Annotated in this window: 9 protein-coding genes and 1 pseudogene; all 10 read right to left on the bottom strand. The window is 37.4% G+C overall.

All coding sequences use genetic code 11. The annotated features are described in order from the left end of the window. Nucleotides 1-156: 156 nt before the first annotated feature. Nucleotides 157-1,422, bottom strand: a pseudogene (gene icd, locus CCE82_RS00950) (NADP-dependent isocitrate dehydrogenase); the annotation flags it as partial. A gap of 42 nt (nucleotides 1,423-1,464) precedes the next feature. Continuing rightward, nucleotides 1,465-2,583: a citrate synthase gene (locus tag CCE82_RS00945; protein WP_086427570.1), complete on the bottom strand. Its 1,119-nt coding sequence runs from the start codon at nucleotides 2,581-2,583 to the stop codon at nucleotides 1,465-1,467. 439 nt (nucleotides 2,584-3,022) lie between these two features. Next, nucleotides 3,023-4,792 carry a pyruvate kinase gene (gene pyk, locus CCE82_RS00940; protein ID WP_086427569.1) on the bottom strand — a complete coding sequence of 590 codons (1,770 nt, stop codon included), beginning with the start codon at nucleotides 4,790-4,792 and terminating at the stop codon, nucleotides 3,023-3,025. Nucleotides 4,793-4,810: 18 nt separating this feature from the next. Continuing rightward, nucleotides 4,811-5,779, bottom strand: coding sequence for a 6-phosphofructokinase (pfkA, locus tag CCE82_RS00935; RefSeq protein ID WP_086427568.1), 969 nt, complete (start codon nucleotides 5,777-5,779; stop codon nucleotides 4,811-4,813). A gap of 1,101 nt (nucleotides 5,780-6,880) precedes the next feature. Further along, nucleotides 6,881-7,825 (bottom strand): acetyl-CoA carboxylase carboxyltransferase subunit alpha, encoded by a 945-nt coding sequence (locus tag CCE82_RS00930; protein WP_086427567.1) that lies wholly within the window; start codon nucleotides 7,823-7,825, stop codon nucleotides 6,881-6,883. Continuing rightward, on the bottom strand, nucleotides 7,825-8,685 hold the full coding sequence (gene accD / locus CCE82_RS00925; RefSeq protein ID WP_086427566.1) for an acetyl-CoA carboxylase, carboxyltransferase subunit beta: 861 nt from the start codon (nucleotides 8,683-8,685) through the stop codon (nucleotides 7,825-7,827). Before accD ends, CCE82_RS00930 begins: the two co-directional genes overlap by 1 nt. A 47-nt stretch (nucleotides 8,686-8,732) precedes the next feature. Beyond that, entirely contained in the window at nucleotides 8,733-9,962 is a 1,230-nt protein-coding gene (gene ystJ / locus CCE82_RS00920; protein WP_086427565.1) for an NADP-dependent malic enzyme, read from the bottom strand. 144 nt (nucleotides 9,963-10,106) lie between these two features. Beyond that, entirely contained in the window at nucleotides 10,107-13,298 is a 3,192-nt protein-coding gene (locus CCE82_RS00915; RefSeq protein WP_086427564.1) for a DNA polymerase III subunit alpha, read from the bottom strand. Nucleotides 13,299-13,322: 24 nt separating this feature from the next. Next, a complete protein-coding gene (locus CCE82_RS00910; protein WP_086427563.1) occupies nucleotides 13,323-14,255 on the bottom strand; it encodes a DHH family phosphoesterase in 933 nt (310 codons plus the stop codon). A gap of 11 nt (nucleotides 14,256-14,266) precedes the next feature. Beyond that, nucleotides 14,267-15,562, bottom strand: a complete 1,296-nt coding sequence (locus CCE82_RS00905) for a DRTGG domain-containing protein (RefSeq protein WP_086427562.1) — start codon at nucleotides 15,560-15,562, stop codon at nucleotides 14,267-14,269. Nucleotides 15,563-15,793 lie beyond the last annotated feature (231 nt).

Genomic DNA, 15,793 nt, shown 5'->3' with positions numbered 1-15,793 from the left:
GATTGTCCTCATGACTCCCCTTTTTAGAATCAGACCCCTTAACTAATCAAGCAACTATTTTGAATAAAGACTTTAACTCAATTATTAAATTTCATGAATCCGTATAACACAAATAAAAGGCCAGGAAACTTAATTCCCAGCCTTCGAATCATCTTATTATAAGTTTTTAATCAGTTCATCAGCAAATTCTGATGTTTTCACTTCAGTTGCACCGTCCATTAAACGTGCAAAGTCATAAGTGACCACTTTTGAAGCGATTGTTTTTTCAACTGAATTTGTAATTAAATCTGCAGCTTCTTGCCAGCCGATGTGTTCTAATAACATCACACCTGAAAGTAATACTGATGATGGGTTGACTTTATCTAAGTCTGCATATTTCGGAGCTGTACCGTGTGTCGCTTCGAAAATAGCGTGACCTGTCTCAGAGTTGATGTTCGCACCTGGTGCAATACCGATACCACCTACTTGTGCCGCTAATGCATCTGAAATATAGTCACCGTTTAGGTTCATTGTCGCTACAACGTCATGATCAGCTGGACGCGTTAAAATTTGTTGTAAGAAGATATCGGCAATTGAATCTTTAATAATAATTTTACCGTCTTTTTCCGCTTGATCTTGAATTTTGTTTGCTTCGTCTTTACCTTTTTCTTCCACAAGACGATCGTATTGTTGCCATGTGAAAACTTTATCAGCGAATTCATTTTCGGCTAAATCATAACCCCATTGTTTGAAAGCACCTTCAGTAAACTTCATAATGTTACCTTTGTGTACAAGTGTAACTGATTTGCGGTTGTTGTCGATAGCATATTGAATTGCAGCACGGACTAAACGTTCTGTACCTTCTTTAGATACAGGCTTAATACCGATACCTGAAGTTTCAGGGAAACGAATATTTTTAGCACCCATTTCGTTTTGTAAGAAATCGATCACTTTTTTAACTTCTTCGCTACCTTCTTTAAATTCGATACCTGCATAAATATCTTCAGTATTTTCACGGAAGATAACCATATCAGTCTCTTCAGGATGCTTAACAGGTGAAGGTACACCTTTAAACCAACGTACTGGACGTAAACAGTTAAACAAGTCTAGTTCTTGACGTAATGCTACGTTTAATGAGCGGATACCTCCACCGATTGGCGTAGTTAAAGGACCTTTAATCGCAATTAAATATTCTTTAATGGTATCTAACGTTTCTTTTGGTAACCATTCACCCGTTTCGTCATAAGCTTTTTGACCTGCTAATACTTCTTTCCAAGCAATCTCTTTTTCACCGTCATAAGCTTTTTTCACGGCAGCGTCAATCACACGACTTGCTGCTCTCCAAATATCTGGTCCGATACCATCACCGATAATAAATGGCACGATAGGTTGATTTGGAACTTGTAATCCACTGTCCGTTTTTACGATCTTTTCACTCATGTTTAATACCTCCGAATTTTGAAACTTTAATGATTTATAATGAGATTAGCGCTCTTCAATCGGCACATATTTGCGGTTTACATCACCGATATATGTTGCACGAGGACGCATAATTCTGTTATCTCTCAATTGTTCTAAAATGTGTGCAGTCCAACCAGATGTACGGCTCACTGCAAAAATTGGTGTAAAGAGATCATGCTCAATGCCCATGCTGTGATATACCGTTGCACTATAGAAGTCAACGTTAGGCAATAAGCCTTTTTCTTCTTTCATGATTTCTGCAATTTTAACAGAAACGTCGAACAGTTCACTTTGTCCTGTTTCGTTAGTAATTCTTTGGCTCATTTCTTTTAAGTATTTTGCTCGTGGATCACCATTTTTATATACACGGTGTCCAAAGCCCATAATTTTGTCTTTGTTTGCGAACGCTTTTTGTAAGTAGTCTTCAACGTTGTCTACTGAACCAATTTCAGTCAACATTCTCATTACACGTTCATTTGCACCACCATGTAACGGCCCTTTCAATGAAGCAACAGCCGCTGTTACGCCAGAGTACATATCTGATAAAGATGAAACGGCACAACGCGCTGTAAACGCTGATGCATTTAATTCGTGGTCAGCATGTAAAATCAATGCTTTATTGAATCCTTCAACCTCTACATCTGATGGTTTTTCCCCTCTAAGCATGTATAAGAAGTTCGCTGCATAGCTTAAAGAAGGGTCTGGTTTAACAGGTTCTTTACCTTCTCTCACTCTTGCAAATGAAGCGACGAGTGATGCGATTTTAGCTTGGATACGAATCGCACGTTCTTGTAATGCTTCTTCATCATTATCATCGGCATTTTCATCAAAGTGTGCTAAATAGGATACCGATGTACGTAAAGCCGTCATAGGATGTACTTTATCTGTTGTATATTCTTCAAAATGACTATACATTCTAGGATTTAAAGTCATATACTCGAATAATTTTTCTTTTAATTCAGATAATTCTTGTGCTGTAGGTAATCGATAATTCCACAATAAGAAAATGATCTCTTCAAATTGTGCATTTTCAGTTAAGTCATCGATATCGTAACCTGCATATGTTAATTGGCTATCGATAATTGAACTGATTTTTGTTTCAGCTGCGATTACCCCTTCTAAACCTCTCATTAATTCTGCCATATGAATTTCCCCTTTACTTTATATTCGTTCTTTGTAATGGCTTTCAATAACTATTATAGCCAATATGATACGTTTTGTGAACTTTTTAAGAACTGACATATGTCAGAATAATCTTATAATATTTAGGTAAAAATGAATTAGTTAATTTCTTAAACACTGATATAAAGCGTTTTCTTTTATGTTTTCATCGCTAATTTTAATAAAATCATATCATCATTTGCATTCATTATCATTAATAATAAAAAGATTTGATGACAGAGTATAATTGTAGAAATTTTAATTTAAGTGTAAATAAACTCTTTTTATACTAAGAAAATACAGATGTTAATTTTTCTTGAAAGCTATCTGTCTTTCGTTATGTAAAACAAAAAGGTTGATAAGGTTCTTTTCTACCTTACCAACCTTTTTCGTGTTTAAGTCAGTGTAATCTATTTAAAAATTATAATACGTTCGCATAACCTTCATATACTTTACCTTGTGTAGCGTCTACTGTTACCAAAGCATTGTCAGGAATCGTGTCAACCACATTATTGACACCGACTACAGTTGGAATACCTTTTTCAAGTCCAATAATCGCACTTGAAGATGTTAAACCAGCTTCTTCAGTGACTAAAGCTACAGCATTATCTAAATATGGGATAATAGTTTCGTCAATAGATGGCGTAACGATAACTGCTTGTTCTAGGTCGCGTCCTTTTAACTCAGAACCATTGTTCACAACTACAGTACGACCAACAGCAGAGTTACGTCCAATACCTTGACCACTTGCTAAATCTTCACCAACAAGATGTAATTTCATTAAGTTCGTTGTACCAGATTCACCTGTAGGCACACCTGCAATGATAATCAGTAAATCACCATTTTCTACACGTTCAGATTCAATCGCAGTTGCTACAGAATTGTTTAATAATTCATCTGTAGTAAAGTTACCTTCGCGAACAACTGGATATACACCCCATACGAGTGTACATTGACGCGCTGTTGTTTCAAATGGTGTAACCGCGATAATGTCAGATTTTGGTCTGTATTTAGAAATCGTACGCGCCGTTTTACCACTTTCTGTTGCAGCGACAATCGCTTTAACACTTAAATTTAATGCCGTATGTGCTGCTGACACACCAATTGCATTCACCAATGATGTTTCAACAAGTTTAGTACGATCTGATAAAAGTTGTTTGTAGTTTTGGGCTTGTTCAGCAGCTACTGCAATGTTATGCATCGCTTTTACTGCTTCTTCAGGGTATGCCCCTGCCGCAGTTTCACCAGAAAGCATAACTGCATCTGTACCGTCGTAAATCGCATTGGCAACGTCAGACGCTTCTGCACGCGTCGCACGAGGGTTACGTTGCATTGAGTCTAACATTTGCGTCGCAGTAATAACAGGTTTACCTAATTTATTACATTTACGGATTAAATCTTTTTGTACAATCGGCACTGTTTCAGGTGGAATTTCGACACCCATATCCCCTCTGGCTACCATTAAACCATCTGATACTTCAAGAATTTCATCAATGTTATCGATACCTTCTTGGTTCTCAATTTTAGGAATAATGCTAATTGTACGGTTACCTACTTCTTCTAAAATTTTACGAATTTCTAAAACATCGCTTGCACGACGGACAAAACTTGCCGCAATAAAGTCAACGTCTTGTTCGATACCAAAACGAATATCTTGCTCATCTTTATCTGTAATACCTGGTAAGTTGACACTCACGCCTGGTAAGTTAACACCTTTTTTATTTTTAAGTTCTCCTGTATTTAAAACTTTACAGTGAACTTCGCCTGCTTCATGATTGATAGATTCAACTTCTAATTCAATCAAACCATCGTCTAATAAAATAAATGAACCGACTTCAACATCGTTAATTAAGTTATCATATGTCACAGAGAACTTTTCCGCTGTACCTTCAACTTGTTGCATACTTACAATGACATGTGAACCTTTTTCAAGTGTAATTAAACCGTCTTTCATGTCATGAGTACGGATTTCAGGTCCTTTCGTATCAAGTAAGATACCAATATTTTTCTCTAACTTTTTCGCTATTTTACGAATTGAACGAATACGTGCTGCATGTTCATCATGTGAGCCATGTGAGCCATGTGAAAAGTTTAATCGCGCAACGTTCATACCTGCTTTCATTAACTTTTCTAACATATCTTCTGATTCTGATGCTGGTCCAATCGTACAAACGATCTTAGTTTTTTTCATTGGAAATGCCTCCTATAATTATATAGATAATTCTTCAGTTAAACCTAACATACGTTGGTTAATTTGACGTTCTGATGCGTTGAAAATCTCATCAAAATTCGTCGCAACTAAGCGGTTGTCTTTAATTCCGACACCTTTAGCCGTTTCACCGTTAAGTAAGAGCTCAACAGCATAGCCACCTAAACGTGATGCAAGTACACGGTCTGCGCCTGTTGGACTACCACCACGTTGAATATGACCAAGAACTGATACACGTGCGTCCACATTAATATATTTCGTTAATTCTGAAGCACACATATCGCCAGTCATACACCCTTCTGCAACAATGATGATAGAATGCTTTTTACCTCTATCGATACCATGTTGAATTTTTTCAGCGATATCTTTAATGTCTGTTTCTGTTTCGGGTAAAATAATTGTCTCTGCGCCTACAGCTAAACCTGACCATAATGCTAAATCACCACAGTCGCGGCCCATCACTTCAATAATAAAAGTACGTGCATGGCTTGATGCAGTATCTCGGATTTTGTCCACCGATTCGATAATTGTATTGAGCGCTGTATCAAAACCAATCGTAAAGTCCGTACCATTAATGTCGTTATCAATTGTACCTGGAATACCGATTGTTTGAATTTCTTTACATTCTTCACTGATACGTTGTGCACCGCGGTAACTTCCGTCGCCACCAATAACGACTAACCCTTCAATTCCGCGTTTTCTAAGGTTTTCAATCCCTTTTTGTCGCACTTCTTTTTCCTTAAATTCTGGGCAACGTGCTGAATATAAGAAAGTACCCCCACGTTGAATAATATCGCCCACTGAACCTAACTCTAGTTTGCGAATATCATCATTGATAAGTCCTTGATAACCTTGATACACACCATATACTTCAATGTCGTGATAAAGCGCTTTTCTTACAACTGCTCGAATTGCTGCATTCATCCCTGGAGAATCTCCGCCACTTGTTAAAACTGCAATTTTTTTCATGTAGACATACCCTTTCTTGCATAGTTGTTATGTTAAAAATACCACAATTTCATTACGCATTCCATCAAAAAAAGATACAAAAACAAATGAAAACGGTTTATTCAAATGAATTCATCAATCCGCCATATTTCATGTTTTCATAGCACTTTCATTCAATTGTAAAAGCGATTTAAATTACACATAGTTGCATCTATGCTGTATATTTTATATACCCAAAAATGAGCATTTTATGATTTTTTTGACATAATTCAACTAAAATTTTAAAAAGTAGTTCAATAGTTATTTCCAACTAACAACTTTGCTTATTTCTTCACATACTATTATAGTTGACGCAATACTTTTTGTATACAAATACAAAACATTATTATTTTCTACAAATAATTTTGATAGGGATTGGAAAACTTAAAGTCCCAGTCTCCCTAGTCAGTCTCCGAGGGGCAATACTACATCCCTAACAACAACACATTTTAAAAGAGAAATGATAGATGCTTTGATTTTTTAGCTTTACTTTATATTGAATTAACGAAGAAATGCAATATTGCAAAAACCGGGCAAGACTCCTGAAACATCACACCAAAACAAAATATACGAATGATGATATTGATTTGTTTTGAATAGAGCGAACATTTATAGACTCGCTTTTATTGTCTCTTACATTTTTATAACTGCAGATTTTTGATTTTGAGTTTGTAGCTTTGAGTTTTTCACTTTTCAAAGGTTGCATGAATAATCCGAGACTCCCATGGGATAAAGTAGAAAACAAAATGTCGTCTTTTAACTTTCAAAGAGACTAATTTGTAACGCAGTAGCTGTCTGACTTCTCAATGCTTGTACTTTTGAAAAGTCTAGTCAGCCTTGTGGGGGCAGTACTACGAAATCTTTGTTGCACATGAGATTTCTGTACTGCTCCCATAATCCAATTCGCCTCCAACCAGTGTTCACTTTAATCAAGCCGAATTTAGTTGAAGCGAGTCCCCTGGGAACGCGAGAATTAATTCTGCAATCTAAAAACTATTCATTGATTACTTAAAAAACAAATCAAAAAAATAGTATGAAAGCCTTAATCATACCAAGACTTCATACTATTCTCTTACCTTACATTTATTCAACATACGAGCCAATATTACGGAATTTCTCAAAACGATCTTCTTTAATATCAGCCGGTGTCATATGTTCGAATGATGCCAAATGATTGCTGAATTTTTGTTTAATGCGCTTCGCCAACATCTCAACATCGTGATGTGCACCACCTAATGGCTCCTTCACCACTTCGTCAATAATGTTCAATTCTAACAAGTCATACGCTGTAATTTTCATCGTTTCAGCGGCAATTTTAGCAAGTGAGCTGTCTTTCCATAAAATACCTGCAGCGCCTTCTGGTGAAATAACAGAGTATGTACTATTTTCTAACATCAATAAACGGTTGCTCACACCAAGGCCTAGTGCACCACCGCTTCCACCTTCACCAATAACAATCGAAATGACCGGTACTGTTAAAGATGCCATTGAAACAAGGTTACGTGCAATCGATTCACTTTGTCCACGTTCTTCGGCAGCCTTACCTGGATAAGCCCCTTTAGTGTCAATAAAAGTAAAAATAGGACGATTAAACTTTTCAGCTTCTTTCATCAATCTTAGCGCTTTACGGTAACCTTCAGGATGTGCCATACCAAAGTTACGATAAATGTTGTCTTTCGTATCTTTACCACGTTGTTGCCCAATGACTGTGACAGGTCGACCGTTGAAATATGCTAAACCACCAACGATAGCAGGATCATCTCTAAAGTTACGATCTCCATGTAATTCGATAAAGTCATCAAAAATGTATGGAATATAATCTAGCACAGTAGGTCTTTCTGGTAATCTTGCAATTTGAACACGATCCCATGGTTTTAAGGAAGTGTAAATTTTTTCTTTTTCAGTTTGTAATGCCGCTTCAAGTATTTCAATTTCGTCTGATAAATCGACATCATTTTTGGCTTGTGTTTCTTTCAATGATTCAATTTTAGTTTGAATATCCTGAATCGGTTTTTCAAAATCAAGCATTACTTCTCCACCTCACGATGCATATCAAATAACGTCGCTAACGTTTTTTTCATTTCACTTCGATGCACTACTTTATCTAATTGGCCATGTTCGAGTAAAAACTCAGCCGTTTGGAAATCATCCGGTAGTTTTTCATTAATCGTCTGCTCGATGACACGTCGTCCTGCAAATCCTATTAAGGCTTTAGGTTCTGCTAAGTTAATATCACCGACAGAAGCAAAACTAGCGGACACACCACCTGTTGTTGGGTGCGTCATATAGGAAATGAATAATAGACCCGCATCGGAATGTCTTTCTAATGATACACTTGTTTTAGCCATTTGCATAAGAGAGATAATCCCTTCTTGCATACGTGCACCACCTGATGCAGTAAATAACACGAATGGCAAGCGCTCTTCAGTACAATGATCCACAATACGACAAATTTTTTCACCCACAACTGAACCCATACTGCCCATTCTGAATCTTGGGTCCATGACGCCGATACCAAATTTAATCCCATTGAGTTCTGCAGTTCCTGTTACAACTGCTTCATTTAATCCTGTTTTTTCTTGGTCTTTTTCAACCTTTTCTTCATAGCCAGGAAAGTTTAATGGATTTGCAGAGGTCATCCCTTTATCAAATTCTTCAAAAGTTCCGTTGTCGGCAATTGCCTCAATACGACCATATGCTGATAATTGAATATGATGATCACAATTAAAACATACATTTAAATTTTCAGTGAGCTCTTTTGTGTACATAATTTTTTTACAGTTTGGACATTTCGTCATTATGCCTTCAGGAACTTCATTTTGTTTCGAATCTTGAACCGTAACATATTTTTTCTTTTTAGAATTACGATTAAAAAAGTCTTTAAACATCTTTATTACCTCCACTTTTCCATCGGCTATCAATCAAATTCGTTTGATTACTTTAAATCTGTGAGTGATAACGTCTTCTCGTATACATCGTCAGGATCGACTTCAATACGTGCAACACCTGATTCCATTGCAGCACGTGCCACTTCTCTTGCTACAGATGGCGCAACACGATAATCGAATGGTCCAGGAATGACATAATCAGGGTTACGCTCTTCATCCGTAATTAAATTAGCAATTGCTTCTACTGCTGCACGTTTCATCTCTTCATTAATATGTGTCGCACGCACATCTAATGCGCCACGGAAAATCCCTGGGAATGCTAAAACGTTATTAATTTGGTTAGGGAAGTCCGAACGTCCTGTACCGATGACTTTAGCACCTGCATTTTTAGCTTTGTCTGGTGTAATTTCAGGATTTGGATTCGCCATCGCAAAAATAATAGCGTCATCATTCATTGATTGTACCATTTCTTCTGAAAGCGCATCTGCAACTGAAACACCGATAAAGACATCTGCGCCTTGAATGACATCAGTCAGCTTACCTTCAACTTTATCTTTGTTCGTCCATTTCGCCACTGTTTCTTTCGTTGCATTCATACCATATGGTCGACCCTCATAAATAGCACCTTTAGAATCACACATAATCATGTGACGCACACCATATGAATAAAGTAATTTAACAATTGCAATACCTGCAGCGCCTGCACCGTTAAGTACAACTTTAATATCTGCTAAGTCTTTATCAACAATACGTAACGCATTAACTAAACCGGCCACTGTTACTATCGCAGTCCCGTGTTGATCATCATGAAAAACTGGAATTTTGGTTTCTTTTTTGAGACGCTCTTCAATTTCAAAACAGCGCGGTGCAGAAATATCCTCTAAGTTGACACCACCAAAGTTAGGTTCAACGAGTTTCACCGTGCGAATAATTTCTTCTGTATCATTCGTTGCAAGTGACAAAGGAAAAGCATCAACGCCTGCAAAACTTTTAAAAAGTACGGCTTTTCCCTCCATAACAGGAATACTTGCTTCGGCACCAATATTCCCTAATCCGAGAACCGCTGTACCGTCTGATATCACCGCAACAGTGTTACTTTTCATTGTATAATCGTAAACACGACTTGGTCTTTCATGTATATCTTTACATGGCTCAGCTACACCAGGAGAATAAGCTAAACTTAATTCTTCTTTATTCGTCACTTTCACTTTTGGACTAACGGCTAACTTGCCATGATTTTCTTTATGCATTTGCAGTGCATCATCTCTTAAGGACATTTATGATCATCTCCCATTTCCAAATTCCAACTATATTTTTAAGTCCTCTTTTAATCGCCATTATACTATAGCACATAATATACGCATATCAAAGTAAGGTATAACGCTTACATTATCCACTTACCCGCGCAAAATACCATATTATTATAACAAACGAATATGTTCTGGTTCAATCGATTCTAATAGGTCATCTAAATGAACGTCAGGTTGAATTAAATAACCTTTAAATAGAAACTGATTGTTGGTTTCTTGAAATTGGTAGACTGCAACACCATTATCCAATGGCTCTGTAGTTAGAAATTGTTGCGCTAATGCATCAGTCATCCCTTTTCTAATGACAATTTTACGTGTTTGTTGTCTCTTTTCTTTTTCAAAACTTTCTAAAGGGCTTAACCGGTTGATAATCAATTGAAGTTTGTCATTTCTTTTTTCAAACTTGCCCCATATAATATAAAATCCACTTGTCTCTAAAGTCTCAGACAATTGTTGATATGTTTTCGGAAAAATGACGCCATCCATTGTGCTGATACCATCGTTTAATTCTACAAATGCCATTTGCTGACCTTGCTTCGTTCGAATGACACGTACTGCATCTAGTGTAATGAGTACCGGTTGATGCTGTGCGTGCGCATGGAGGTGGAAAATACCAAGATATTGTTTTTTCTTAAACGTTTTTTCAACGGGGTGTGCCGTCACGTAAAACCCTAAATACTGTTTTTCATAATCACTTAACTGCTGACTCGACATTTCTTCAGTTTCAGCATATTCTTGTTTGATTGTTGCGACGCCTTCAAGTAGTCCTGTATCTATCGTCGTATCTGTATCTGACACTTTATCAATCGATTGCAATAATGTCGCACGATTTTTACCAAAACTATCCATCGCTCCAGTTAAAATTAACGCTTCTAATGTACGACGTGATCTTAAACGACCTGGGATACGATTACAAAAATCAAAAAAGTCTTTAAACGGACCATGTTCACGTCTTTCTGCCATAATGGTTTGTACACTTTGATAGCCGACACCTTTAATTGCCCCTAATGAAATATAAACACCTTCATGCGTTGCGACATAACGCCATTGACTTTTATTAATATGTGGTCCGTGAATAGTAATACGTTGCTTCTTAGCCTCTTGAATCATCATCTTTGTTTTCGTGTCATTACCAATCACATTACTCAATATATTGGCATAAAAATAGGCTGGATAATGCACTTTCAAATAGGTCATCATATAAGCAATCTTTGAATAGCTCACCGCATGTGCACGCGGGAAACCGTAGTCAGCAAATTTTAAAATCAAATCAAAAATCTGACCACTTAACGCTTCTGCATATCCTTTTGCTTTCGCACCATCAATAAAATGTTGGCGTTCATTTTCAAGAACCTCTCTATTTTTTTTACTCATCGCACGACGTAAAATATCCGCTTCACCATAAGAAAATCCTGCAAACTGACTCGCAATTTGCATGATTTGCTCTTGGTAAATAATGACTCCGTATGTGCGCTTCAAAATAGGTTCTAAATCTGGATGCAAATAAGTCACTTGACTCGGATCGTGACGACGGCGAATATACGTTGGAATTTCTTCCATTGGTCCTGGTCGATAAAGTGACGTCACGGCGACAATATCTTCAAAATGTTCAGGCTGTAACTTTTGTAAAACACGACGCACGCCTTCAGACTCCAGTTGGAAAATCCCTGTTGTGTCTCCACGAGATAACAGTTCAAAAACATGAGGGTCGTCAAATGGAATTTGTTCAATATCAATGTCAACTTTCAAATCACGCGCCACCTGCTTAATGATTTGATGAATAATCGTTAAGTTACGTAGTCCCAAAAAGTCGATTTTTAATAAGCCGATTCGTTCCGCTTCAGTCATCGTCCACTGCGTCAGTAGACCCGTCTCACCTTCAGTTAATGGAATCGAATGATACAGCGGCTGGTCATTCACAATAACCCCTGCTGCATGCGTGGACGTATTACGTGGTAACCCTTCTAACTTCTTACAATACTCGAACCAGCGTTCATGACGATGATTGCGATGTACAAATGCTTTGAAACGTTCTTCTTTGTAAGCATCATCCAGTGTGACACCTAGTTTGCTCGGAATTAATTTGGAGGCTTCACTTAATGTTGTTTCATCAAAGCCCATTACCCTACCGACATCTCGCGCGACAGCTTTTGCGAGTAAATGGCCAAACGTCACAATACCTGCGACACGATAATCACCATATTTTTGCTGTACATATTGAATCACTTTTTCGCGTTGTGTATCTTCAAAGTCAATATCAATATCTGGCATCGTCACACGTTCAGGGTTAAGGAACCGTTCAAATAGCAAATCGTATTGAAGCGGGTCAATCGTCGTAATATTTAATAAGTAACTCACTAATGAACCTGCTGATGAACCCCGTCCTGGACCGACCATCACACCGTTTGATTTTGCATAACGAATCAAGTCACTGACAATTAAAAAGTAGTCCGCATAGCCCATGTGTGTAATGACATCATATTCATATTTTAAACGTTCTCGATAACGTGCTTCTGTAAGTCCGAAATGCGTGAGTGCCCGTTGTAATTCAGCCCATAAGTAGTCATTAGCTGAACTGCCATCTGGTGTCACAAATTCAGGTAATAAAGCCTGATGATACTGAAGTTCTGCATCACACATGTTGGCAATTTCATCCGTTCGCGCCAACCATTCTTCATCGTATCGCGCTTCATATAACGCTTTGACATCATAAATATGTTCCGTTGGTGCCTCATACGACTCCACTAAATTTACTTTCGTATTATCACGAATCGCATGTAACACTTTTAACGTGTTTTTATCTTCTGCCTTTTCATAATAAGCAGCTTGCATAAAAACATGTGGCATCTCGCAGTCCGTTGCTGATTGATGGTCAATATAACATGTCGCACCGTCAGGCATTTCATCTTGCCAATGTTTTTCTTGATTCGTCATATTTTTAAAAATGACCACTGTATCATTGAGCAAATCTTTCATTTCATATATTGAAACATGTTCAATACGATTCACTTTAATTTCAGAGGATAATTTAAATAAATTTTTCAAACCTTCATTATTTTTAGCAATGACCACTGCTTCCAACACATTCAATTGGTCAGTAAGATAGAGCGTCATCCCTAATAAAGGTTTAATGCCTTGTTTAATACACTCATCGTAAAACTGGGGTATCCCATACATGACATTCAAGTCGGTAATCGCGATGGCTGAATATCCTAATTCAATTGTGCGCTGAACGGCCCCTTTGATAGTAATGCTTGAATTTAAAAGGTCATAAGCCGTATGAATATTTAAATGTGCAACCATCGTTAAGTCACCTTCTTTAACTTGTTATAGTTTTTGACGAAGCGCTTTGACAAGTAAATCAAATTCTTCCCAAGTCTCTACGGATACACCAGAGGCATTCGGATGTCCGCCACCACCAAAGTCAGCTGCAACGTCATTAATCGTAATTTCTTTTGAACGGATGCGACAGCGAATTTCTTCACCTTCGTCTACTGCAAACACCCATATTTTCAAGCCTTTCAAATCAGCCACCGCATTGACATATAGCGATGCTTCATTTGGCTTTATGTCGAATTGTTCTAACACATCATGCGTAATTTTCACTTGGCAAAAACCGTCTTCAAAAAGTTCGAAATGTTGAAGTACGTAGCCATGGAACGGCATTAAGCGAGGATCTTTTTCGCCAAGCTGATTCAATAGGCGGTTATGGTGAATGTCATATTGTAATAACTGACTCGCGATAGCCATCGTTTTAGGTGACGTGTTGTTAAAGAAAAAGCGCCCTGTGTCTCCAACGATACCTAAATATAAAGCACTCGCGATTTTATCATTCATCAACGCTAAATCATTAGAACCTTGAATCAAATCGAAAATCATCTCGCTTGTGGATGAAGCATTGACATCGACATCGTTAATTTCAGCATACGCATCTACAGGTGGGTGATGATCGATTTTAATTAATGCATTGCCTCGATCGTAACGTGCATCATCAATTCTTGCTGCATTTGCAGTATCACATACAATAACGAGCGCATCTTCATACTGAGCATCGTCAATCGTATCAAACGCGCCCATAAATCCAAGTGTCGGTTCTTCTGTTCCTACAGCATAAACATTTTTCGTTGGATATTTCGTTTTAAGGTATTCTTTTAATCCAAACTGTGAACCTAACGCATCAGGGTCAGGTCGCACATGACGGTGAATTATAATCGTGTCATATTGTTTAATTTGTTCTTGAATTTCTGGAATAAACTTCATATAAACGCTCCTTAATGATCTAATAGTTGGCACATAATTAATGCCTTCGCAACGGGTTGGTTCGCACTGACCATCGTTACTTCTAATTTCGCAAAATTACGTCCCATATCTAAAATCGTGTAATTCACTTCTACTTCACTTTCGATTTGCACTGTTCGTATATAAAAGATATTTAAGCTTTCTATCATTACTTCTAACTTTTTATGTTTACGCATCACAGATTTGATGGTTTCTTCAATAATAGCGACTGACACCGATTTACTCAATGTCCCAAATTGATTCGTCAGTTGTGGTGTGATTTCAACAATGATTTGTTGGTTACGAATTTCGATATGCTTCGCGACTTGATCATTAATTGTTTCGCCAACTTGTGGCTGACGTCCAACAATTTGCATCGCTTTCAATACATCTTCTCGTGAAATCACGCCGACAAGTTGTTTTTGATTTCCTGTGACGGGTAATAGTTCAATCCCTTCCCAAATCATCAAATGCGCACAACTTGCAACAGTCGTATTCAGTTGTACACTAATCGCTGGTTTGGTCATCACTCTATAAAGCTTTTCATCCAAATCTTTACCAATTATATCTTTACTCGTAATTAATCCTGCTAATTTGTTTTGACGATCTACTATTGGAAAACGAGAGTGTGACGTTTCACGCGACTTTTTGCCGACATCAGCGACAGTCATTTCATCATACAAGAAAGAAGTTTGCTCGATTGGGATGACAATATCCTCAACGACTAAAATTTCTTTTTTAATCATTTGATTGTACATCGCCCTATTTATAATATTGGCAACCATAAATGTATCATAATTAGAAGAAATGATTGGTAGATTTTGTTCATCTGCCATTCTCTTAATTTCGTCAGTCGTATCGAAACCACCTGTAATCAGTACCGCACTCCCGCGTTCCAACGCTGCTTTTTGTACATCCAAGCGATTTCCGACAATCAATAATGTATTTTTAGAGACAAAGTTGACGACATTATCAACTTCCATCGCGCCTATCGCAAATTTAGTGAGCGAGTTGAACTGACCCCCTTTACCACCTATTAAGTGGCCATCTACAATTTTCGCGATTTCTCCAAACGTTAAATGGTCGACTTTTGCACGTGTCTTCTTTTCGATTCGAACTGTGCCAACACGATCAATCGATGCCACTAATCCACGCTGACTTGCATCCTTAATTGCCCGATATGCTGTACCTTCTGAGACGTCTAAATCTTTAGCAATTTTACGTACTGAAATTTTTTGACCTACAGATAATGATTCAATATGTTTAATAATTTGTTCGTGCTTTGTCATGTATCTCCCTCTATTGTTATGTCATATCACTGAAACTTGTGATGCCTCTGAATGTAAGATAGTAATTTATCATAAAGTAGATACCCCTTTATTGACTTGTGAGCTACTTCTAAATCCCCATATCATCAACTTTATTTCTTTTATTATAACGTTTTTCAAATCGTAATGCGAAATGATAACCAATAAATGTTTGGTCACTTTATAAATCGGTTAAAATAATGTCGATTCAAC

This window comes from Staphylococcus cornubiensis (assembly GCF_900183575.1).
GTDB lineage: Bacteria > Bacillota > Bacilli > Staphylococcales > Staphylococcaceae > Staphylococcus > Staphylococcus cornubiensis.
The sequence above is the reverse complement of the archived record's forward strand: the minus strand, read 5'-3'. Positions and strand labels throughout refer to the sequence as shown.